This window comes from Hyphomicrobium sp. ghe19 (genome assembly GCF_902712875.1).
Lineage (GTDB): Bacteria > Pseudomonadota > Alphaproteobacteria > Rhizobiales > Hyphomicrobiaceae > Hyphomicrobium_B.
Window position 1 is genome coordinate 3,915,899 of record NZ_LR743509.1, and the last position, 21,355, is coordinate 3,937,253.

The following is a 21,355-nucleotide window of genomic DNA, read 5'->3' on the forward strand; positions in this document are numbered from 1 at the left end:
AAGCTAAGGTTAGGCCTCTTAGACGAGGCCTAACCGCGACTGCAATCGATCGGTCGTTGCCCTGAGAAGGCGGTCGGCGACGATGCCGATGAAAGCGATGGCAAAGCCAGCCGTGAGGCCTCGCCCGGCGTCGGCTTTCGCGAGAGCAATAAACACTTCCTGCCCAAGATCCCGCGTTCCAATCATCGCGCAAATGATGATCATGCTGAGCGCGAGAAGCACGGTCTGATTCAATCCCAGCATGATTTCCGGCAGCGCCAGCGGCAACTGAACCCGCCAGAACATCTGACGGGGCGTGCAGCCGGATACGGTCGCCGCCTCGATGAGACTTTCCGGGATCTGCCGGATGCCGTGATTGGTGTAGCGGATCGCAGGAACGATCGCGAAAAGGACGGTTGCGATCATTGCCGTCACGTCACCCACGCGGAACAACATCACGACCGGAATGATGAAGCAGAAGGACGGAAGCGTCTGCAGCGTGTCGCAAATCGGCATGAGGAAGGAAGCAAACCGATCGCTTCGCGACGCCGCAATGCCGAGAGCGATGCCGAACAGCGCTGCGATCAAAGCCGAGACGCCACACAGATACAGCGTCGCCATCGATTTTTCCCAAAGTCCGGTCGCGGCGCAGAAAGCGGTCATCAGGACGACGATCACGGCTAGACGCACACCCGAAAGGCGATAACCGGCCAGGCCCACCAGAAGAACCATTCCGAGCCAAGGGAATTCGACAAGAAAATCCCGGATCGGATTTAGGACGTAGAGCAATAGGAATGTGCGGAAAGCTTCGATGGCGTCGAAGAAATGGATATTCACCCAATCGACGACGGCCTTCCACCATGGCGCCGTCGACATCTTGATGGCGGCCGGGACCGATGCAAACGCCGGCACGAAAAGGCTCAGCACGGTTGTGCCCGCTATGACGGCGACCGCGGCCGTCAGCATCGGGTACCGGTGCACGAAATTCTGATCGGCGATGTGGACGGACGGACGCTGACGCGCAGCCGCCTGGCTCAGTCTATCCAGCACAATGGCAAGCGCGACGATCGCAAGCCCTGCCTCCATTCCCTGCCCAATCTTCAAAGCCCGCAGAGCCAGCAAGACGTCGTAACCGAGGCCGCCTGCGCCGATCATCGAGGAAATGATGACCATGTTGAGCGCAAGCATAATGACCTGATTGACGCCGACCATCAGCGTCGCGCGGCCGGACGGCAGCAGCACCTTCAGCAACTTCTGGCGCTCAGTGCATCCAACCATCTCGCCGAAATCGTCGATTTCATGCGGTACGCGCTTTAGCGCCAGCACGGTCGCGCGCACCATCGGAGGCATGGAGAATATCGCCGTTGCCAGCATGCCAGACACCGGGCTGTTGCCGAACAGAAGCAGCATCGGGATGAGATAGGCAAATGTGGGCATCGTCTGCATCAGATCGAGCATCGGCTGAATGATGGCGCGATCGATCCAAGGCTTGCGAAAGGCGACGACACCGAGCCCTAGACCGATGACGACGCAAAGCGGGACGCTGATTGCAATGAGCGCCAGCGTAAGCATGGCGCTATCCCACTGTCCGAATAGCGCGATGTAAATCATGCAACCTGCAGCAAGCGCGGCGAGCCTGCCGCCACCGAAGGCGAATCCCGCGAGGGCGAACGCAGCGCAGATACCAATCCACGATAGGCGAGGAAGGACGAGAGCGTCGGGGCCGTAGCCGGATTTCCAACCCTTCGCGAGCAGAGAGATGGCCCACTGAAGAGGAACGTTGAAGATGTCCGTTATGCCTCGCGTCAACCACGTGAAATTGGTTTTCACCCACGCCATGAACGCAGATATCCAGTCAGCGATAGGGATCACGGCGTCTGAGGGATATTTGACGGCCCAAGGCGCGATGCCCGGCATCATGTAGAGAATTGCAACGACGGCGACGGCCGCGATCCATATGAGCGTCCACGCGGATATCGGGGCGGGCCGCGCCGTTATGGACGTATCAGCGACGGTCATATGCGTTCCTCGCGCGTGAGATCGCGATCAGCGAGCAAATCAATGACGGCGTCCGGCGTCACTTCTCCTAGTGGCTTGCCATCGGCTCCGGTCACGAGAAAGTTTTTCCGGACGCCGACGATGCGCGCCGAGAACGTCGACACTTTATCGGTCGCCTGCACCGTTCCACCGTAGTCCGCGGACGGCGATACGGGCTGCATCAGGCGGGCAGCCGACATGACCTTCGCGCGTTGCACGTCGCGTGTGAATTCGGCGACATAATCCGTCGCCGGGTGCAGGACGAGTTCTTCGGGTGTACCGGTCTGAATGATCTCGCCGTCCTTCATGATGGCGATGCGATCGGCCAGCCGGATCGCCTCGTCGAAGTCGTGCGTGATGAATACAATCGTTTTCTTGAGCACGCTCTGCAAGCGAAGCAGTTCGGTTTGCATCTCCCTGCGAATGAGCGGATCGAGCGCCGAGAACGGTTCGTCCAGAAACCAGATCTCCGGTTCGACGCAGAGGCTTCGCGCGATGCCGACGCGCTGCTGCTGACCGCCCGACAGCTCACGCGGATAGAACTGCTCGCGTCCATTGAGGCCGACAAGCTCGATGACTTTACGGGCGCGGGCCTCACGCGCTTTGCGGTCCACGCCCTGCACCGATAGTGGAAACGCGATGTTCTCAAGCACCGTCAGATGCGGCAGCAGCGCGAAGTGCTGAAACACCATGCCCATGCGGTGGCGACGAATTTCGATGAGCTCGTCGGGCTTCGCTTTGAGAAGGTCCATGCCGTCCAGCTCGACACTTCCCCATGTCGGCTCGATGAGGCGCGAAAGGCAGCGTACAAGCGTGGATTTCCCCGATCCGGACAAACCCATGACAATGAAAATTTCGCCGCGCCTCACCTCGATCGAGGCATTCCGAACAGCGCCGACGAGCTTGGCGTCGCTGAGATTTTCCGACGTCGCCACGCCCGCGCGATCAGCAAGAAACTTTTCAGCTCCAGCGCCAAATACCTTCCAAACATTTTTGCATCGCAGCTTCACCGGCCGGTCGTCGTCGGTCAGTTCCGCTTCTTTGCGCATCGGCGCTTGATCGTTCATTCCAGATTGCCTCATGCGCTCGCTTAGGATTTGCTTCCAAACAAAGAGAACCGGACAGCCTTGGCAAAGGCCGCCGGTTCTGGTCGTTTCAGTTCGTGCAGCAAAGAAAAAATCCGGCTCTTACTTCGCCCATTCCTTCCACTTCGCCTCATTGGCGGTGACCCATTCGGCAGCAACATCGTCAATCGATTTGCCATCGAGATCGACTTGACCCGACATCTTGTTCAATTCGTTGACGTCGATCGTGTAAGCCTTGGCGACCTTGTAAGCGACGGGCCACTTATCCTTGAAGCCCTTCCACGAGTACTTCCAGATTTCGCCGTGCGGCTTGCCGCAATCGTATTTCTTATCCGGATTGACGCCCCACTTCGGGTCGGTGTAGCAGGCCGGCTCATATTCCGGGAATTGCACCCATTCGCCTTGGTATTTCGCCGGCGCCCAGTGCGGCGAGTAAATCCACAGCAGGATCGGCGCTTTACGTTGATATGCCGAATCAAGCTCCGCAAACATCGCGCCGTCCGTTCCGGCGTGCACGACGGTGAACGGCAGCCCTAGCGCTTCGACACGCTCGTCATCGAAGCCTTCCCACGTTACGGGGCCGCCGAGATATCGACCCTTCGGGGCCGTATCAGCCGTTGAGAATGCCGCCGCACATTTCGGATCTTTCAGCGCCTTCCAATCGGGCAGCCCCGGGCACTTTTCTTTCATATAGAGCGGGTACCACCACTCTTCTTTTGCCTTGGGGCCAAGCGAGCCGAGACGCTCGGTCTGACCCGTCGCGTCGGATGCCTTCATGGCCTCGGCTGCCGTCGTATCCCAAAATTCGACGCCGATATCGATATCGCCGTTGGTAAGGCCTGTCGTGAGGCTAGAAAGATAATCAGCCGTCGGATATTCAACGTTGTAGCCAAGCTTGGTGAGAATGCCGCCGAGGATTTTGGCGTTGAGATTGACGCTCGTCCAATCGAACAGCGCGATCTTGATCGGGTCATTGGATTCGGGTGCCGCCATGGCTAGAGGCAGTCCCGTCAAAGATAGCAACGCAGCACAAGCTCCACCGGTCAAAACACGTTTGACAGAACGGTACATTGGTTAGCCTCCAAGCCAACTTTGTTGACATCAAAGTAGGAAATCGGCATCACCCGATTTTTCCTGTGAGTGATAATTTTTGAATTATGCTGCTGTTGTCCTGATCCGTACAAGGCCAAATTCAGGGCAATCGTCGATTATTCGGGCTGCACAGTTCGAGCAATTCGCGTTTCCCCCTTTCGTTAAAAGAAGACGGTTAGTGTGGAATTCGGCGCGCATAAGCGCGCCGCGAATTTAATCTTTTGCGGCGGTGTAATGGGTCTGGCGTCGACCCCTTCGAAAAACACCGTTGCCGCTAACTCAGTCCGTCCTCCGTCACGCTGGCGGCATCTGGAAGTACCAATTCGCGACGAGCACCACGGCAAGGCCGCCGAGCAGCGCCAAGTAAGGAAGTATGCCGGCTTTCCGCTCGCCGAGGTCCTGACCGGTCAACCCCAAATCTTCGAGCGCACCTTTCGGGAATTGTCCTTTGTCTTGGACATAGTGCCGGAAGGCGAAGACCGGGATGATGAGCGCGGCAAAGATGAAGCCGACCAAGAGCGCGTTCGAATAGCCCCAGACTTTCGCGCCGGCGCCCATGAAGAGCGCGTTGACGAACGCGAGAACCGTATTCAGTCCGATCAACCACGTCGGTGCGCGATAGGGTCGGTCGAGATGGCCGCTATCGACGCGATGCATCCAACCCGCATTGAGGTTGAGGAAGTTGAAGATGATGTAGCCGACGTTCGACACGGCGAGGATGAAGAAGTAGCCACCAGAATCGGACGCTATCGCGAGCAGAAAGAGGTTGAAGACAAGGTCAGTCCACATCGCGCGTGTCGGCGCACCGTGCGCGTTGGTATGGCTGAGATAGCGCGGTAGCCAGCCGTCGACCGAGCCCTGGTAGAGTGTTCGCGATGATCCGGCCATCGCCGTCATGATCGCGAGCACGAGCGCCAAGATCATAAGCGCCACGAAGACTTCTTTGATGAACGCGTTGCCGCTGGCCACCATGTTCGCCATGGCGTCGGCGACGCCCGTGCCCGCCACGATGCCCGGGTCTTTCATTCCGTCGACGCCCAGAACCCCTTGGAACGTGAAGGGCACGAGGATGTAGAGCAGGAGGCAAAGGAGCCCGGAGTAGAAGATCGCCTTGAACGTGTCGGTTCGAGGATTGCGGAATTCCCTCGTATAGCAGATCGCCGTTTCGAAGGCGTAGGTGGACCACGCGGCGATGAACATAGCGCCGAGGAAGAGCGTCCATCCGACGTTATCGCCGGTGCCTGGCAGATATGGTCCCGCAACATTCGATGCGTGGAACTGACCGTTGATGAGCGGGACAATTCCGACGATCAACATCGGGATGATGACGAGGAGCCCGATATACTTTTGCGCGTTCGCGGTTCCGAGGATGCCACGATGCTGAATGGCAAAGACGATCAACATCAAGACGGCGCCGATAAAGAACGAAGAGTTGAAGTTCAGCGTTCCAAGACCCGGCACGGCAACGCTCAGCGCATTGAATGATTGAATAGCGGGCGTGTGGGCAGCAGTTACCGCGGTGATGGCGTCCGCTGCGACTTTCCCAGCATTCGCGGGATCAGCGAGCCACGCGATGACTTCCGGCGATTGCTCGGTGAAGGCTGGAATTGGCGCGACGGCATTCAAGATATAGCCGGCCGCGATTGCGCATCCGAGAGACAGAACCGGCGACCACGCGAACCAGTTACACCACACCGATAACGGCGCGATCAATTTGGAATAGCGGAGCCAAGCCGTCGCGCCGTAAACCGAAGCACCGCCGGATTTATTGGGAAAGAGCCCAGCTATTTCTGCGTAGGTGAAGGACTGCAAGAACCCCATGATCATCGAGACCGTCCAGACAACGAAGGCTAGCTTGCCTGCGGTGCCGGCGATGCCGCCGATTGAGAAGAGGACGAGAGCGGGCACGCCGCTTGCTACCCAGAAAGCGCCCCGCCAATCGATGGCTCGATGAAGTGTGTTGCCGGAATCCGCCCCGGTCGCTGGTTCGTAGGTCGCTGCCATACGCATCCCCCGATGCTTGAGTTTGATCCGCGTGCGACGTGATAAAACGACAAACGCCACGAACCGGGTCTCCGGCGCGTGGCGCTAAACGATCAGCAGAATTCCGAAAAGTGGATCGCGCCTTGGACAAAGCCAGGCGCCGCAGGCAATTCCGCCTGCTAGGTCTCCAGTTAGTTGCGCGGTGCCCGAGCCGGACATGCGAACCCCTGTACCAATTTCAACCAATGAGGCCGATAAGTTAGTGGTATTTCAAGGTATCACAGCAATCAGTGAACGCAACGAATTTGCGCATTCCGGATAAAATCGGTTTCGTTAAAGGCATCGCGCGATGCGCTGATAATTTGACAGGCGGCTAGCGCGAACTGATTTCTCGCATGAAGTTGCGATAGAATTTTTCTGCATCCGCGGCGAAGTTTGCCACGTGAGGTTTCGCCGCCTCGGCCATGCGCGGCAGCGCGCCTGGTCCGTGCGTTCGCTCGAGAGCCGCCGCGTACGCAGGGATATTTCCCCAGTCCGCGATCGTATTTTCCTCGATCTCGACGTGGTACTGCATGCTCCAGGCATTGCGGCCGACGCGCATTGCCTGACACGGACACACATCGGATTGCGCGAGCACGACGGCGCCTTCGGGCGGTTGGGCCACGCGCACTGAGTGCCATTGAACCGCTTTGAACCGCTTTGGCAGATCACCGAACACCGGATCGCTGCCGGCCTCAGGTGTCAGTGCGACGTCGAGTATTCCGATTTCTGACGGATGTTGCGGTCCGCATGTGCCGCCCAGCGCATCGGCGAGGAGTTGATGCCCAAGGCAGAGCCCGACGAAAGGACGGCCGAGGTCGCGAACCCAGCGCCGGATCGCACGCTTTTCTTCGATGAGCCACGGGCATTCCTCGACGTCCCACACGTCCATCGGTCCGCCCATCACCCAAAGCGCGTCGTAGTTCTCGAGCGCCGGAATGGCCTCGCCCTCGTCGAGTTCGACAGCGTCCCATGAGATGCCATCGGCGGCGAAGAACTTGCGGAAGATGCCAGGATGCTCGCACGCAATGTGCTGAAAAACGAGAAAGCGCACGCGGCCCCCTATGCCTGCTATCGAGGCGCGTCTTGTGGCATAATCGAGCGGATATTTCCACCACGAGAGCGGCACTGAGCATTGAATTGTTTGCTACGCGGGTCCCCCGCCGTTTTGCGACGGGCCGGCCGACATCAGAGGTTCATCGTCGGGCCTTAGGCTGGCGCCTAATTTCCCGTTCGAATGAGTGAGTGAAAATGAAGGCGAAGCTGTTTTTCTCATTTGCATGTCTGGCCGTACTCGCGAGCGCGGTCCCCGCTTTTGCGGACGAGCCTCGGCACAACGTCGTTCTGTTTGTTCCGGACGGTCTGCGGGGCGGCATCGTGACGCCCGCGACGGCTCCGACGTTTGCCGACATCCGGGACAAGGGCGTCAACTTCGCAAACAGCCATTCGCTTTTTCCGACGTTCACGATGCCAAACTCCAGCGGCATGGCGACCGGGCACTATCTCGGCGACACCGGCGTTTTCGGAAACGTGCTTTACGCGGGCTTCCAGATCCGCACAGCCGCTTCTGCGCGAATGGCCTTCATCGAGAACGACGGCGTTATTGGTGACATCGACGAGCATTTCGGCGCCAGCTTCATCGACGAGGAGACGATCCTTCACGTTGCGCATCGCGCCGGGTTCAACACGGCTGCGATCGGCAAGATCGGCCCGACGTTCGTCTTCAATCATACGTCGCGCGGCGGCGGCGAGAGCGTCATCATGGATGATGCGACGGGGACGCCTGCAGGTATTCCGCTCGCGTCATGGGTCAGCGACGGGCTCAAGGCGCAGGGGCTGCCAATGGAAGCTCCGAGCCGGCTCACCAACAAAGAAAGCGGAAATTCTCACGAGCCCGGGACAAAGGACGCCAACGTCGTTCAGCAGGGATATTTCGCAGCGGCTCTGACAAGGGTCGTTCTGCCGAAATTCAAATCCGACGGGAAGCCGTTCGTCGTCGTCTTCTGGTCGCGCGATCCGGACGGAACGCAGCATAACCAGGGCGACAGCCTGTTGAAGCTAGAACCAGGCATCAACGGACCGACGTCGATGGCGGCCATCCGCAACGCCGACTCGAACCTCGCCGCGATCCGGCGGACGCTCGACGACCTCGGGCTTTCCGACACGACCGATATCGTCGTCTCAGCGGACCATGGCTTCTCGACGATCTCGAAACAGAGCGAAACGAGTGGGGCCGCTCGCGCCAGCTATGCGGACGTGCCTGCAGGATTACTGCCTCCGGGATTTCTAGCGATCGACATTGCTGCGGCTTTGAACCTGCCGCTTTACGATCCGGAAGCCGGGAACGCCAAAGTCGAAAGCGGGACGCATCCAAAGAACGCGGACGGCTTGATTGGCGAAGATGCGAACGCGCCGAAGGTCGTCGTCGCGGCAAACGGCGGGTCAGATCTCATCTATATTCCGAGCGGTGACCGCGTACTGGCGCAAAGGACGATCGATGCGCTGCTCGCGCAAGATTATGTCAGCGGGCTATTCGTCGACGATAACCTCGGTACTTTCGCCGGGACGCTGCCGTTAAGCGCGATCAATCTCCAGGGTTCGTCGCTGATGCCGCGGCCATCGATCGTCGTCAATTTCAAAAGCTTCTCGACGGGATGCGCAGACCCTACGCTTTGCACCGCCGAGGTCGCCGACACAGGTCTGCAGCAAGGGCAAGGAATGCATGGCAGCTTCAGCCGTGCCGATACCGCCAATTTCATGGCGGCGTTCGGTCCCAGCTTCAAGAAGGGCTTCATCAGCGAGGCTCCTGCGAGCAATGCTGATATCGGGCGGACCATCGCTGCGATCCTAGGGTTGATGCCGGAAAGTCATGGCAAGCTCGTCGGCAGAGCGCTGACGGAAGCGTTGCCGGAGGGTGCAGTGCCGACTTGGGAGCGCAAGACGATCGTGTCGGGACCGTCGCCATCGGGCCTGCGGACGATCCTTAATTATCAGGTTGTGGGCGAGACCAAATATTTCGACGCGGCTGGCTTCGAAGGACGCACAGTCGGCCTCTCGCCGGATCCGGCGTTAGCTCTCACGAAGTAGGACTTACCGTCGCCCTACATGCTCTTCGTCGTGACGGCGAGTTCGCGGCTCGAATTGGCCGCGTCTGCTTTGGCGACGCTCATGTCGTTGCCGCGCCAGACGAACGTATCTCCCGACCAACCTTCGACCCAAAGGAGCGGGAGTAATGCATCGCGCAGCATCCACGCAATGGGCGACTGCCATTTCAAGTGCCAGCCTGCCACACGCGCCAAAAGCGCTTCGGTTCCGTACCAGACGACAAGCAGGCCTGCGAGGACCGTCAGCGGATCAAGGCCGACGCTCGAAGCGGCCGCGAAGCCCGATGCGATCGGAAGCATGCTGCCCGAAAGAATTTCCGGCGCGTAGAAAACCGGAAACGTTACGCGACGCAATCTCGCCCAGCGCACTTGTCGCGCCCATACTTGCTTTACGGATCGCGGCCCGAGCGGCTGCTCGAACGGGCGATCAACAAGGCGCACGCGGAGACCATGCGTGCGGACAATCTTCGTTGCGGCGGCATCTTCGGCAATCTCGGCGCCCAGCGCTTCGACGCCACCCGCCTCATCGAGAATATCGCGGCGCCAAAGCATCGACTTGCCTTGGGCAAATCCCAGGCCGATCGTATCGGCGGCACTTTGCCAGCGGGCTTGATACGTGTTGAGGAACGCGCATTCGAGTTCGGCCCAAAATCCTATCGGATGGCTGCCGACGGGCGGCGAGCAAACGAGACCGACGCCCGGCTCGAAGCTGCGGAAGAGATCGCTGAGATAGTTCTCAGGCATCAAAACGTTGTTGTCGGCGAGCACGATCCACGGGAAGCGTGCCGCGGCCCAGCCCTTGACGATATTGTTCAGCTTGGGATTGCTTGTCGGCCTGTCATCACCGATGAGCAGCCTCGCTTCGACATGCGGATATTTCGCGATCAACTTCCTGACGAATGGTACCGCCGGGTCGTCGTCTCGGGCAGCGCAGAAAATGACCTCATAGCTGCTATCGGCGAGCTCAAAGGTCGAGCGCAATGTCATTTCATCGAAATGATCCAGACCGCATACCGGCCGGATGATGCTGACGGGCTCAACGCTCAAGCCGCGCTCGCGGCGCCGAGAGGACGTAACGCGCGATAACGCCAGTGCGACCGATACGAGATGTGTGGCCGTAGCCGCTATGCAGAAGATTAGAGCCGCCGCCGTGACGAAATCGGCCATCTCACTCCCCGGTTAGAAATCCAACCGCTGCATTCCAGGATTCAGTGAAATTTCGACGACAGTTGCGCGACGTATCCATGACATAGGGGAAAACTACCCCACGACAACGCAAGCCGTCGCGGAAGCTGTGCATTTCGCTCGGCTTGCCCGGCGGCGCTCAGGATTTCGCGTGGGAACCCCGGAACCTTTGCGCAATGTTCGTCAAAAGGTAGGCGCCGATGAATGCCGCAACAATCAAGCCGATCACCGAAGGCAAACCGTCATTGAGGTCGACTGCGATTAAGCCCGCGTAGGCGATAGCCGCGCCCACCAGACCGCCGAGCGCGGCGACGACCGTATTGAATACTCCACGCAATGATAAGCCGTAGAGGATTCCGACTATCAGGCCCGGATACATTGCCGGCCAAAAATGATCACCCATCGGAACCTCTCCCCATTTCCCTTGCCCCGGCGACGCCATTACGAACGGCTGCGTCCCCTAGCGCTTCTATCAGTCAATTGAAGCTTCGACGAGGGATCGAATGGGGCGAAGCAAGCCGCGCAGGTTGTCGCGGCTTGCCAATCATTGCGCTAGATCAATTCTGCTTGGTCGTGATCTGATCGTAGATGCCGCCGTCGGCAAAGTGCGTTTTCTGGACAGTCGCCCAAGGACCGAGTTTGTCTTCGACTGAGAAAGTCTTGATGGCCGGCAGGTTCGCTTCCTTCAGCACGGCTTCGTTACGCGGCCTAAAATGATGCTTGGCTATGATCTTCTGCGCGTCGTCCGAATAGAGGAAATCGAGATAGGCCTTGGCGACATCCGCACTCTTGCGTTTCGCGACGACGGTATCGACGATCGCGATGGGGGGCGCCGCCTCGACGCTGAGCGAGGGATAAACGACGTCGAAGTTCTGCCCATCGACCTCGGCCTTGATGAGAGCGGCTTCGTTCTCGAACGTCACGAGAACGTCGCCGATAGCGCGCTGCGTAAAGCTCGTCGTGGCGCCGCGTCCGCCGCCATCAAATACCGGAACGTTGGCGAAAAGCTTGCCAACGAAGTCTCGTGCCTTTTCGTCTGATCCGAGCTTATCAAGCGCATAACCCCAGGCCGCAAGATAGGTATAGCGTCCGTTCCCCGAGGTCTTCGGATTGGGAATGACGACGGACGTGCCGGACTTCACCAGATCATCCCAATCGGCGATGCCCTTGGGATTGCCTTTGCGGACGAGAAAGACCGTAGTGGTCGTATAGGGTGCGGCGCCGTTGGGAAATTTCGTCCGCCAGTCGCTCGCGACAGCACCTTTGCTCACAAGGAAATCGAGGTCCGTCGGCTGATTGAGTGTGACGACATCGGCCTCGAGGCCTTCGGCGACGGCTTGCGCCTGCTTCGTCGATCCGCCGTGCGCTTGCTTGACTTCAATGTCGCTTCCCGACGACTTCTTCCAGCTCGCAACGAATGCCGGGTTGATTTCTTTGTAGAGCTCACGCGAGACGTCATATGAAGCATTGAGAATGCTCGACTGCGCGAACGCTCCGGGCGATACCGCCACGAGAAGAGCCGTCGCCAAACCAAGCCGCGATACCACACGCCCGATTGTCATATGCAGATCCTTTTTATATAGCGAAGTCTTTGACTGGGTGTTGTTGAGCACGAAGAAACGACAAGCCTTCGCATGCTTTTTCAGCATTGCGACGCCGTCTGAAAATGAAAGAGAGACCGGTAGCCGATGGAGCCACCGGTCTCAAGTAACCCGATCGCAGAGTGTGAGCGAGCAGGTCCAGGGAGGAAGGAAGCGCCGGCAAGCGTGCTAGCCTGCGCTTTAGAAGTCTGTCGACGGTCCGATCGCCGCGAACGCGTGAACAGGGTCGATCTGCCATTCGCGGTCTACAACGAGAGTGAGGTGCCGCGGCGGGTGTGATATGACGGGTCTCGGCTGAACGGTTACCTGTTTTGCGTCGGTTGCCGGATGGCCGGACGTGTTGTTGCTTCGGCTCATATGGCGAACGCCTCCGCAACGCGACCAGAGGCACGGCGACGACGCCGGCTTACCGAATGAGCGATCGCTGCGCGTTCCGCGAGAAGCGGATTTGCGAAGCGGCGCCCTTCGAGCGCGTTGTATTCGTCGAGTGCCGCGTGGAAGAGATACTCGTGTTCTCCTTCTTCACGGATAATAAGTCCTGCCTGGTCGTCGCCGACCTCGATGACGTAAGATTTAGACATGTCTTTGCTCTGCCGGCGGTCGCCAGCGTCCTCTGAAATGCGATTGTTCGATTGAAATGGCTCAGTCCGGGCTGCGTGATCTCAACAGCAGCCGGGCATACACATGCGGCCCATCATCATCGCGCGAGAGGCATTTGAGCGGAGGCTTAAGTTTTTCATAGCGGTCTCCATTGCGGAGCCCACGAGCACTTCGTGGGGCTTAGCGTTTGATGACGCGGCGCAAGTCGCTTTCGAAATCACCGCGGCCAGCACAGCAGTGTGCCGACAGACGCATGAAAGCCTTGATCGAGGCTTCGGGTCAAATAACAAGAACTTCAATGCTTATGAGGCAGGCGTGAATTGTTGCTCCGCCGGGCGAGGCCGCTATAAACGCCGAACTACGTTCATTTGACCGGGCACGGTGCGAGGATCGCCATCTTTTCTCGCTTCCGGCCGGATATCGGGGGGTATTTTCGGGCAATGCCATGTACCAGCGTGGCAATTTCCCACATACCGATCCGGTGCTACACCTCGTCAGGTTCGGCGCACGAAGTCAGAGGGGAAGGGGGACCTAAAGCATGAAGATTTGTATGGTCGGCGCGGGGTACGTCGGGCTCGTCTCAGCCGCCTGCTTTTCCGACTTCGGCTGGACCGTTACCTGCGTCGATAAGGACCCGAACCGGCTTGCCGACCTCAAGGCGGGCCGCTCCCCCATCTATGAGCCCGGGCTTGACGCCTTGTTGGAGCGCAACATCAAGGCCGGCCGCCTGGTGTTTACGGAGAAGCTCGGCCCGGCCGTTGCAGACGCCGACGTCGTCTTCCTGGCTGTCGGAACGCCGATGCGGCGCGGCGACGGGTATGCCGACCTTTCCTATGTGTTCTCGGCCGTCGAAGAGGCCGCTCCCCATTTCAACGGCTTTACGGTCGTCACGACGAAATCCACCGTGCCAGTCGGGACCAGTCGCGAGATCGAGCGCCGCCTCAAGGCAAAGCGTCCCGATGCCGACGTTGCCATCTGCTCCAACCCCGAATTTCTGCGGGAAGGATCGGCAATCCAGGATTTTACCCATCCCGATAGGGTGCTCGTCGGCACCGATGATGATCGTGCGCGCGATGTGATGGAGCGGCTTTACAAGCCCCTGGCGCTGCGCGGTTCACCGGTGATGTTCGTCGAGCGCGAATCGGCGGAACTCGCGAAGTACGCGGCTAACGCCTTCCTGGCCCTCAAGATCAGCTTCATCAACGAGATCGCGGATCTCTGCGAAAGCGTGGGCGCGGACGTTCAGGAGGTTGCCTCTGCAATCGGCAAGGACCGTCGTATCGGCGACAAGTTTCTTCATCCGGGTCCGGGTTACGGCGGCTCCTGTTTTCCCAAGGACGTTTCGGCCCTTATTCGGACGGCACGGGAGGCGAGAGCGCCGGTGTCGATCATCGAGCAGGTCGAACGCGTCAACCACGAGCGTAAGCTCGCCATGGCGATCCGCGTCGAAGAGGCAGCCGGTGGTTCGGTTCGCAACAAGACGATCGCGGTCCTGGGTCTGACCTTCAAGCCGAACACCGACGACATGCGCGATGCGCCGAGCCTCGTCATCGTGCCGATGCTGCAGGAACGCGGTGCGACCATTCGGGCCTGCGATCCCCAGGGCCGGCGTCATGCCGAGCCTTTGCTGCCCGGCATCGTCTGGTGCGATAGCGCCGACCAGGCCGCGGAAGGCGCCGACGTGCTCGTCGTCGTGACGGAGTGGAACGAGTACCGCGCGCTCGATCTCGAAGCGCTCAAGTCGCGCATGACCGGCAATACCATCGTCGATCTGCGGAACGTCTTCGATGCCGACGCCGTTCGCGACCTCGGGCTCAGCTATTCTGGCATTGGCCGTGGCCGCCTTGACGCTGCGAAGGGCGAAGCAAAAGCCGCCCCCGTTCAAACGGCGGTGCATTCCGTCGAAGCCGCAAAATAGATCCGTCCGGGGCGGAAAGACCCTTCGAAATCACGGATTGGCGATGCAATGGCGCCAACCATCCGTTTGAATTCCGTATAAATTTCTCATTTCCGCATTTTTCTCCTCTGTTTGGCGTCCGATGACGACCTCGCGCAAGCTTCGAGTAGGAAGCTCGCCCCCAAAGTTTGGGGGATTTTTTCAATCATGGCAGCCACGAAAGCCGCAGGGAGCGGCGTCGACCTAAATTTGGGTCAGCGCGACGCGGGCCTGGCCGTGGGCGTCATCGCCATCCTGATGATCCTGTTCCTGCCGCTTCCGGCGTTCATGATCGATCTTGGGCTGGCTTTGTCCATCGCGCTGTCGATCGTCATCTTGATGGTCGCGTTGTGGATACGCCGGCCGCTCGAATTTTCCGCTTTTCCGACCATCTTGCTGATCGCGACACTGCTCCGGCTGTCGCTCAACGTCGCGACGACACGCCTTATTCTGTCGAATGGCGCCGAGGGACCGAACGCCGCCGGCCACGTCATCGCCGGCTTCGCCCAGTTCGTCATGGGCGGCAATTTCGTCATTGGTATCATCGTCTTCATTATTCTCATCACCGTGAACTTCGTGGTCATCACGAAGGGCGCGACGCGTATCGCCGAGGTCGGCGCCCGCTTCACGCTCGACTCGTTGCCGGGCAAGCAGATGGCCGTCGACGCCGATCTCGCCGCCGGTTCGATCGACGAGAAGGAAGCCATTCGGCGCCGCCGGGAACTTGAAGAAGAAAGCCAATTCTTCGGCGCCATGGACGGCGCCTCGAAGTTCGTTCGCGGCGACGCCATCGCGGGGTTGATCATCACTGCGGTCAACATCTTCGGCGGGATCATCATCGGCGTTACACAACACGATCTGGCATTCGATACCGCAGCCAAGACATTTACGTTGCTATCGGTGGGCGACGGCCTTGTCACCCAGATGCCGGCGCTCATCGTCGCGCTCGCTGCGGGCCTTCTCGTGTCGAAGGGCGGTACGCAAGGCTCGACGGAAGGCATCATCGTCAGCCAGCTTGGCAATTATCCCCGCGCATTGATGGTGACAGGCGGCGTGATGTTGCTGCTGTCCATGGCGCCGGGCCTGCCCTGGTATGTGTTTGCCCCGATCGGCGGCGGCCTCGCGTTCATTAGCATGCGCGTCACTCGCCAGAGAGACGAAAGCGCGAAAGCTGCATCCAACGCACGATCCGAGAGCGAACTTCCGTCTGCCGAAGAGCAATCGCGTCAGTCCATCCGCGAACAGCTGAAGACGACGGAAATCGAGATCTGCTTCGGCAAGCAGATTTCTACCGTCCTGATGCGTACGACCAGCGATCTGCCTCTGCGCGTCGCCAAGATGCGGCGAAAGTTCGCCAAGCAGTACGGTTTCGTCGTTCCGGATATCAAGCTCGTCGAAGATCTTTCCGTTCCGCCGAAGAGTTATCAGATCAAGGTTCATGGAACGGTGATCGCGACTGCCGAACTTCGGCTCGGTGACGTGCTCGTCGTCGTCGGCGATGGCCCGAAGCCAGAGGCGCCGGGAGACGAGACACGCGAACCGGCATTCGGCATGAAGGCCTTGTGGATACCGGACATCTTCACGAACGCGCTGAAGCGCGATGGTTTCGTTCCGGTCGAAAACACATCCGTGCTCCTGACGCATGTTGCCGAAGTCATCCGCAACAGCTTGGCGCAGCTCTTCTCATATCGCGATCTTCGCGCGCTCCTCGAGCGGCTCGACCCCGAGTATCGCAAGCTGCTGGAAGAAATCTGCCCGGCGCAAATCTCGTACTCCGGCCTGCAGAGCGTCCTCAAAATGTTGCTCGCCGAGCGCATTTCGATCCGGAACCTGCATCTCATTCTCGAAGCCGTCGCGGAGATCGCACCGTTCTCGCGCAAGGCCGAGCAAATCTCCGAACATGTGCGCATGCGCCTCGCATCGCAGATTTGCGGCGATCTCAGCGAAGGCAACTATCTCAAGGTCGTGCGGCTTGGAAATCGCTGGGAGCTCGCCTTCCATCAGGCGCTCAAGCGCGATGCCAAGGGCGAAGTCGTCGAGTTCGACATCGAGCCGCGTCTCATTGAGCAGTTCGGAGGCGATCTCAGCCGAATGGTTCAGCCACTCATGGACGCCGGGCACCAATTCGTTCTCGTCACAGCCGCCGAGACGCGTCCCTACGTTCACACGGTTACGGAGCGCCTCTTCGGAACGCTGCCCGTCCTCTCTCATCTCGAAATCAGCCGCGGCGTCCAGATTCAGTCTCTCGGCTCCGTTTCATGACCGAGTTCACGCACGAAACCATTCTGGTTCCGTTTCTTGTCTTCTGTCGCGTCGGCGCATGCTTCATGCTGCTGCCCGGACTTTCGAGCGAGCGCATTCCGGTGCAGCTTCGACTTTTCGTTGCCGTCGCCGTTTCTCTCGCGATTACGCCGCTCGTATACGATTCCGTTCGTCCGTCGACGGCGGAAACACCGAGCAATTTGCTCGCGCTGATCATGATCGAAACCTCGACCGGAATGCTTCTGGGATTTCTGGTGCGGGTTCTATTCATGGCACTCGAGTTCGTCGCGACTGCCATGGCGAACTTGGCCGGATACGGATCGGTTTTCTCTCGTTCAATCGACAATAACGACCCTTCTTCGCCATTTGCGTCTCTCGTAACGACACCCGCCGTCGTGCTTTTCTTCATCACCAATCAGCACATCAACGTCATTCGGATGCTGGAACGGTCATACGACGCGTTCAAAGTCGGGGTGGCGATTGCGGCGCCGCCAAATCTGCAGACGATCGTTGCGCAGGTCGGGATCGCCTTCAAGTTGACGCTGCAGCTAAGCGCTGCGCTCATTGTCTATTCTCTGACGGTCAATCTCGCGTTCGGCTTCCTGAACAAGATGGTGCCCCAGATACCGATTTATTTTGTATCGACACCGTTCGTCGTGCTCGGCGGTCTCTTTCTGCTGCTGCAGATCGACAAGTCGGCCATGGAGATTTTCTCCTCGCTGGTGACGCAGGCGATCCAGAATCTCGGCCAAAATGGCTAGATCATCGAAAAAAGTCAGTCGGCTCGTCGACGTCTTTCACGATCTCGAGACCACCGAGAGAGCCAGGGTCGGCGAATTGACCCGGCAAATCAGTGAGCTTCGGAGCTCGCAGGAAGACATCATCGCCACCCTCGCCAATCCATCCGCGGTTCACGAACCGTTTCTGGCGCTGATGTCGCGCAGCCTTGGAAACATTCAGCGGCGCCTTCAACGTCTCTCGAACGAACATGCGGCGGTGCTCGCCCGCTATGCCGCGGCTGCAGCCCGTACGCGTGCGGCGAATTCTTTGCTGGCTGACGTCCGAGCCGAGGAATCCCGCAAGTCCGAGCAGCGGGAACTCGAGGCTTTGCTCGAATTTCAGCAAGCTACGGCGGCGCAAGGCCGGGGTAAGTCTACTCGTTCATCGTGAGGCTTCATCCTCCGCATCCGAAACGAGCTATGCCTATCATTTCGCCCACAGCTGTCGCCGATCAGGCCATGTGGACCGCCCGACAGACAGTCCGGCCGGCGCCATCCGCCGACGTTCGGCCCGCCGACGCCGCCGCGCCGGAACAATCCGGCCAGACAGAGAAGAGCAAGTCCAAGGAAGCCGGCCAACAGTTCGAGGCAATGTATCTCCGGCAGATGCTGGAAGAGTGGATGCCGAAGGATTCGGAATCGCTCTTCGGCGATGGCACCGCGGGAACGGTATGGCGGGGAATGATGGTCGATACCTTGGCAACCACCCTGTCGAAATCGGGAACGATCGGCATCGCGCAAATGATCATCAAACCGGAACCTGACGGTTCCAGAGGAAAGTAAAATGAGCAGTGCGGCGGCGGAAGCAAAAGCCGGATCTCACCAACCTTCGTCCGCAGCCGTCACGCGCGCCGGCGCCGTTGTTCAAAGCGGCCTCCGGACGGTGATTCCTAGCCGCGCCATTTCGCACGATATCGAAGCCGCGCGCTCGCTTGTGATCCAGGTCATCCAGCGTATCGACAGTTGTCTCGACGAAGAAATCGCAGCTTTGGACAAATCGCCAGACTTCGATCTCAAGGTTTCAAACGATCGCAAGAGCCAAGGCCTTGTCGATCTCAGCCAGGCCATGCGACGGTTGAAGCCGGCCGACGTCGATGATGAACTCAATCAGCAACTTCAGGCATTCCGCGCCAAGCTCGCTGTCAATCTTCGCAAGATCTGCCTTCACCTCGATGCGGTCAAGGAAATCACCGCGATGCTGTCTCTCGCGATCCAGAGCGCGGAATCGGACGGCACCTATACTCGTCACATCGGACCGCAGCGGAGCCCGACGTGATCCGGCTGCTCGTCTTGTCATTCATCGCCTGTCTTTCAACGATCGGCGGCGTCTATGGCGCTGTTTCTTGGAAGTCCGGCGCGAAGACGGATGCGGCGAAGGACGCGGGTCCCAAGCTGCAGATGATGAAAACTCATATGGTCAGCGTGCCGATCCTGACGAATGGCGAAGTCATGGGTTATGTCGTGACGCGCCTGCAGTTCACGGCAGACTCCGAACTAGTAAAACTCAGCACGATCCAACCGGAAGTGTTCGTGGCCGACGAAGCGTTTCGGCAGATCTACGAGACCACGCCGAACGACATCAAGACCGGACGCAAACAGGCCATCAAAGATCTCGCGGCCAACATCGCGGCCGGAGCCAACAAGCGGCTCGGCCGGGATATGATCAAGGACATCATGATCGACAGTTGGACCTATCTCTCAAAAGCGGACATGATGAAAAACAATGAGCGCAATCGATAGTAACTTCGGCATCGATGCCGTTTTCCGTCAAACAGCCGCCGAGCTCAAGCTGCGGCTCGCGCGCGACGCCGGGCCTTCCGGCGAGCCGGTGACTGCGCGGCAGCGCGGCGGAATGGCTGCCTTCGCGATATTTGCCGGCCTTGGATTTTTATCGGTTCTGATCTTCGCGATCGGCTATTCGGCGCTGTTGTCCGATGAGCCCGAGATCTGGATTCATCGTCTGATGGCGCTTGCAGTCATGCAAAGCATCCTGATTGCGGCGGTGACGATGAAGCTCGCTCCGATCATCGAGCGCCGCGGGTCAATGATCCGCATTGGACAGCAACTCAATTTCTGGCAAGCACCTGCCATCGACGCACGCAAGGCTGCGCTGCCTGCCGCAACGGTTCCACCGCCGCTGCCTGAGCCGCGAAAGCCCGTTGTTGGCGGAAAGCTCGCTGGCCGCGAATTTCTCGAATATGACGATGGATCGATCGAGATCGACACGCTAATCGGGCGACGGCGCTTCGCGTCGCTTGCAGCGGCACGTGAATTCGTCGGATCCTAAGCGCAGGTCAGCCCGTCATAGGCCAATTGCCGAAATCATCGAACTCGCCCGTCTCTTCGTTGGACGGGTCGCTGTCGGCCTGCCGCCCGGTCAGCCGATCAGAAAGATCGGCGAGTTTTACGGCTTGAGCGGCATCGGCGATGTCGACCTTCCAATCGCGAGACGAGTTTTTCGAAACGCCAGCGAGAAAGTCGGCAACCGCACCGAGATTCTGGCAGAGCCGATCGAGACTTTGAAGCTCGTAAAGGGATTGCGAGCCGCCGAACGCTCCGGCCACGACGAGGTTGCTGATAAGATCCTGAAGATCACTGGCGGTATCCGACAGCATCCGAACTTCTTCAGAGACCGTCGTCAATATCTCCGGTACGGGAACGCCTGTTCGCTGCGAACCATCGTGTTGTCGATTGCCGTCGTTCATCTCGTCCAGGCCCCCAAAGAAACGATCAGAAAAGTTCGAGTTCGCCGGCGTTGACGTCGACAGTTGCGACGGGCATCTGCACTGGCCTTTCGATTTGTGCAGGACCCGCAAGCAAAATTTGCCGCGCACGTCCTGAAACCGGCCAATACTGAATGCGCCGGCCCTGCAAACCGCCAGTGCTGCCACCGACGAAGGAAATACCTTCCGCTTTAAGAAAGCGTTGCGCGAATTCCGCGTTGTGCTTCCCGATGTCGGAGTGAGAACGAACGGTGCGAGCGCCTCCGAACAACTTCGCCTCCAGCCGATCGCGCCGGCCACCAGCCTTCAACAGGCCGTTGACGAGCATTTCCATCAGATGGACGCCCATGCGTTCGTCCGCCGCCGTTGTGGAGCCGAGTTTGCCGGGCAGAAGAAAGTGATTGATGCCGCCCACTCCAGCAAGCGGATCGCGAATGCACGCAGCAATGCAAGACCCGAGGATCGTCGTCACCATGACATCCCGGTCGCTGGTGACGAAGAACTCGCCTTGAATTATGTGGACGCGATTTTCCGTCTTCACGGCGGACGTCATGTCAACTTACCGACAACAGCCTCAATGCACGTTTTGAGCTGTGGCACAGCGAACGGCTTAGCGAGGAAGTTATTCAGTCCCCACTTCTTGCCTTCGTCGATAAGAGCTTTGTCGCCCTTACCCGTCACCAGGATGAAGCCGACTTTGCTTGTCGGCGCATGCTGTCGCAGCGCACGCAAAAGCTGAATGCCGTCAATCTTTGGCATGTTGTAGTCCGAGATGACGAGATGGCAGGGCGCCGTCATCATCATCTTCAAACCCTCTTCGCCGTCTTTGGCGACTTTGAAGTTCTTCAACCCAATCTGATCAAGACCGTCGGTCAGAAGCGCCCGGCTGACGGACGTGTCATCAACGACCAGAATCTGCAATTGCTGCATTGAGGGCATGGTATTTCGCC

21 protein-coding genes are annotated in these 21,355 nt (G+C 59.1%); 9 read left to right on the forward strand and 12 right to left on the reverse strand.

Annotated elements, in window-relative coordinates; genetic code table 11:
* Positions 1 to 18: 18 nt before the first annotated feature.
* The 5 genes from AACL53_RS18650 to AACL53_RS18670 form a co-directional block, all read right to left on the reverse strand.
* Positions 19 to 1,998, reverse strand: coding sequence for a proline/glycine betaine ABC transporter permease (locus tag AACL53_RS18650; protein ID WP_339086049.1), 1,980 nt, complete (start codon positions 1,996 to 1,998; stop codon positions 19 to 21).
* Positions 1,995 to 3,083: a glycine betaine/L-proline ABC transporter ATP-binding protein gene (locus AACL53_RS18655; RefSeq protein WP_339086050.1), complete on the reverse strand. Its 1,089-nt coding sequence runs from the start codon at positions 3,081 to 3,083 to the stop codon at positions 1,995 to 1,997. The genes AACL53_RS18650 and AACL53_RS18655 overlap by 4 nt, the downstream gene beginning before the upstream one ends.
* A gap of 120 nt (positions 3,084 to 3,203) precedes the next feature.
* Positions 3,204 to 4,094, reverse strand: coding sequence for an ABC transporter substrate-binding protein (locus AACL53_RS18660; protein WP_339086977.1), 891 nt, complete (start codon positions 4,092 to 4,094; stop codon positions 3,204 to 3,206).
* Between the two features lie 393 nt (positions 4,095 to 4,487).
* Positions 4,488 to 6,197 carry an APC family permease gene (locus AACL53_RS18665; RefSeq protein WP_339086051.1) on the reverse strand — a complete coding sequence of 570 codons (1,710 nt, stop codon included), beginning with the start codon at positions 6,195 to 6,197 and terminating at the stop codon, positions 4,488 to 4,490.
* A 352-nt stretch (positions 6,198 to 6,549) separates the two neighbouring features.
* Positions 6,550 to 7,269: a type 1 glutamine amidotransferase gene (locus AACL53_RS18670; RefSeq protein ID WP_339086052.1), complete on the reverse strand. Its 720-nt coding sequence runs from the start codon at positions 7,267 to 7,269 to the stop codon at positions 6,550 to 6,552.
* A gap of 197 nt (positions 7,270 to 7,466) precedes the next feature.
* Between AACL53_RS18670 and AACL53_RS18675 the strand changes: the two genes are divergently transcribed.
* Entirely contained in the window at positions 7,467 to 9,302 is a 1,836-nt protein-coding gene (locus AACL53_RS18675; protein WP_339086053.1) for an alkaline phosphatase family protein, read from the forward strand.
* A gap of 14 nt (positions 9,303 to 9,316) precedes the next feature.
* On the opposite strand, the gene AACL53_RS18680 is transcribed toward AACL53_RS18675, so the two are convergent.
* From AACL53_RS18680 to AACL53_RS18695, 4 genes are all read right to left on the reverse strand, one after another.
* Positions 9,317 to 10,486, reverse strand: coding sequence for a ceramide glucosyltransferase (locus tag AACL53_RS18680; RefSeq protein WP_339086054.1), 1,170 nt, complete (start codon positions 10,484 to 10,486; stop codon positions 9,317 to 9,319).
* 157 nt (positions 10,487 to 10,643) lie between these two features.
* Complete coding sequence (locus tag AACL53_RS18685) at positions 10,644 to 10,907, reverse strand: hypothetical protein (RefSeq protein WP_339086055.1); 264 nt, start codon at positions 10,905 to 10,907, stop codon at positions 10,644 to 10,646.
* 154 nt (positions 10,908 to 11,061) lie between these two features.
* The gene (locus AACL53_RS18690; RefSeq protein WP_339086056.1) at positions 11,062 to 12,066 is read right to left on the reverse strand and encodes a sulfate ABC transporter substrate-binding protein; all 1,005 of its coding nucleotides are present in this window, start codon (positions 12,064 to 12,066) and stop codon (positions 11,062 to 11,064) included.
* A 392-nt stretch (positions 12,067 to 12,458) separates the two neighbouring features.
* The gene (locus AACL53_RS18695; protein WP_339086057.1) at positions 12,459 to 12,686 is read right to left on the reverse strand and encodes a hypothetical protein; all 228 of its coding nucleotides are present in this window, start codon (positions 12,684 to 12,686) and stop codon (positions 12,459 to 12,461) included.
* 557 nt (positions 12,687 to 13,243) lie between these two features.
* Here AACL53_RS18695 and AACL53_RS18700 point away from each other — a divergent pair.
* The 8 genes from AACL53_RS18700 to AACL53_RS18735 all read left to right on the forward strand — a co-directional run bounded on the left by AACL53_RS18700 (position 13,244) and on the right by AACL53_RS18735 (position 19,969).
* Positions 13,244 to 14,623, forward strand: a complete 1,380-nt coding sequence (locus tag AACL53_RS18700; protein ID WP_339086058.1) for a UDP-glucose/GDP-mannose dehydrogenase family protein — start codon at positions 13,244 to 13,246, stop codon at positions 14,621 to 14,623.
* Between the two features lie 186 nt (positions 14,624 to 14,809).
* On the forward strand, positions 14,810 to 16,903 hold the full coding sequence (flhA, locus tag AACL53_RS18705) for a flagellar biosynthesis protein FlhA (RefSeq protein WP_339086059.1): 2,094 nt from the start codon (positions 14,810 to 14,812) through the stop codon (positions 16,901 to 16,903).
* The gene (locus tag AACL53_RS18710) at positions 16,900 to 17,664 is read left to right on the forward strand and encodes a flagellar biosynthetic protein FliR (protein WP_339086060.1); all 765 of its coding nucleotides are present in this window, start codon (positions 16,900 to 16,902) and stop codon (positions 17,662 to 17,664) included. Before flhA ends, AACL53_RS18710 begins: the two co-directional genes overlap by 4 nt.
* Positions 17,657 to 18,073 (forward strand): hypothetical protein, encoded by a 417-nt coding sequence (locus AACL53_RS18715; RefSeq protein ID WP_339086061.1) that lies wholly within the window; start codon positions 17,657 to 17,659, stop codon positions 18,071 to 18,073. The genes AACL53_RS18710 and AACL53_RS18715 overlap by 8 nt, the downstream gene beginning before the upstream one ends.
* Before the next feature lie 29 nt (positions 18,074 to 18,102).
* Complete coding sequence (locus AACL53_RS18720; protein WP_339086062.1) at positions 18,103 to 18,465, forward strand: rod-binding protein; 363 nt, start codon at positions 18,103 to 18,105, stop codon at positions 18,463 to 18,465.
* Position 18,466: 1 nt separating this feature from the next.
* The gene (locus AACL53_RS18725) at positions 18,467 to 18,958 is read left to right on the forward strand and encodes a hypothetical protein (protein WP_339086063.1); all 492 of its coding nucleotides are present in this window, start codon (positions 18,467 to 18,469) and stop codon (positions 18,956 to 18,958) included.
* A complete protein-coding gene (locus AACL53_RS18730; protein ID WP_339086064.1) occupies positions 18,955 to 19,422 on the forward strand; it encodes a flagellar basal body-associated protein FliL in 468 nt (155 codons plus the stop codon). Before AACL53_RS18725 ends, AACL53_RS18730 begins: the two co-directional genes overlap by 4 nt.
* Positions 19,406 to 19,969 carry a hypothetical protein gene (locus AACL53_RS18735; protein ID WP_339086065.1) on the forward strand — a complete coding sequence of 188 codons (564 nt, stop codon included), beginning with the start codon at positions 19,406 to 19,408 and terminating at the stop codon, positions 19,967 to 19,969. Before AACL53_RS18730 ends, AACL53_RS18735 begins: the two co-directional genes overlap by 17 nt.
* A 7-nt stretch (positions 19,970 to 19,976) precedes the next feature.
* On the opposite strand, the gene AACL53_RS18740 is transcribed toward AACL53_RS18735, so the two are convergent.
* From AACL53_RS18740 to AACL53_RS18750, 3 genes are read right to left on the reverse strand one after another with little or no spacing between them, the layout of a single operon-like run.
* Positions 19,977 to 20,387, reverse strand: a complete 411-nt coding sequence (locus AACL53_RS18740) for a hypothetical protein (protein ID WP_339086066.1) — start codon at positions 20,385 to 20,387, stop codon at positions 19,977 to 19,979.
* 25 nt (positions 20,388 to 20,412) lie between these two features.
* Positions 20,413 to 20,958: a chemotaxis protein CheD gene (locus AACL53_RS18745; protein ID WP_339086067.1), complete on the reverse strand. Its 546-nt coding sequence runs from the start codon at positions 20,956 to 20,958 to the stop codon at positions 20,413 to 20,415.
* Entirely contained in the window at positions 20,955 to 21,344 is a 390-nt protein-coding gene (locus AACL53_RS18750) for a response regulator (protein ID WP_092868557.1), read from the reverse strand. Before AACL53_RS18750 ends, AACL53_RS18745 begins: the two co-directional genes overlap by 4 nt.
* Positions 21,345 to 21,355: the final 11 nt, after the last annotated feature.

Coding starts and splice junctions, on each gene's coding strand:
- AACL53_RS18650 (WP_339086049.1), bottom strand. CDS start 1,998: ATGACCGTCGCTGATACGTCCATAACGGCGCGGCCCGCCCCGATATCC.
- AACL53_RS18655 (WP_339086050.1), bottom strand. CDS start 3,083: ATGAACGATCAAGCGCCGATGCGCAAAGAAGCGGAACTGACCGACGAC.
- AACL53_RS18660 (WP_339086977.1), bottom strand. CDS start 4,094: ATGGCGGCACCCGAATCCAATGACCCGATCAAGATCGCGCTGTTCGAT.
- AACL53_RS18665 (WP_339086051.1), bottom strand. CDS start 6,197: ATGGCAGCGACCTACGAACCAGCGACCGGGGCGGATTCCGGCAACACA.
- AACL53_RS18675 (WP_339086053.1), top strand. CDS start 7,467: ATGAAGGCGAAGCTGTTTTTCTCATTTGCATGTCTGGCCGTACTCGCG.
- AACL53_RS18680 (WP_339086054.1), bottom strand. CDS start 10,486: ATGGCCGATTTCGTCACGGCGGCGGCTCTAATCTTCTGCATAGCGGCT.
- AACL53_RS18685 (WP_339086055.1), bottom strand. CDS start 10,907: ATGGGTGATCATTTTTGGCCGGCAATGTATCCGGGCCTGATAGTCGGA.
- AACL53_RS18690 (WP_339086056.1), bottom strand. CDS start 12,066: ATGACAATCGGGCGTGTGGTATCGCGGCTTGGTTTGGCGACGGCTCTT.
- AACL53_RS18695 (WP_339086057.1), bottom strand. CDS start 12,686: ATGTCTAAATCTTACGTCATCGAGGTCGGCGACGACCAGGCAGGACTT.
- AACL53_RS18700 (WP_339086058.1), top strand. CDS start 13,244: ATGAAGATTTGTATGGTCGGCGCGGGGTACGTCGGGCTCGTCTCAGCC.
- flhA (WP_339086059.1), top strand. CDS start 14,810: ATGGCAGCCACGAAAGCCGCAGGGAGCGGCGTCGACCTAAATTTGGGT.
- AACL53_RS18710 (WP_339086060.1), top strand. CDS start 16,900: ATGACCGAGTTCACGCACGAAACCATTCTGGTTCCGTTTCTTGTCTTC.
- AACL53_RS18715 (WP_339086061.1), top strand. CDS start 17,657: ATGGCTAGATCATCGAAAAAAGTCAGTCGGCTCGTCGACGTCTTTCAC.
- AACL53_RS18720 (WP_339086062.1), top strand. CDS start 18,103: ATGCCTATCATTTCGCCCACAGCTGTCGCCGATCAGGCCATGTGGACC.
- AACL53_RS18725 (WP_339086063.1), top strand. CDS start 18,467: ATGAGCAGTGCGGCGGCGGAAGCAAAAGCCGGATCTCACCAACCTTCG.
- AACL53_RS18735 (WP_339086065.1), top strand. CDS start 19,406: ATGAGCGCAATCGATAGTAACTTCGGCATCGATGCCGTTTTCCGTCAA.
- AACL53_RS18740 (WP_339086066.1), bottom strand. CDS start 20,387: ATGAACGACGGCAATCGACAACACGATGGTTCGCAGCGAACAGGCGTT.
- AACL53_RS18745 (WP_339086067.1), bottom strand. CDS start 20,958: ATGACGTCCGCCGTGAAGACGGAAAATCGCGTCCACATAATTCAAGGC.
- AACL53_RS18750 (WP_092868557.1), bottom strand. CDS start 21,344: ATGCCCTCAATGCAGCAATTGCAGATTCTGGTCGTTGATGACACGTCC.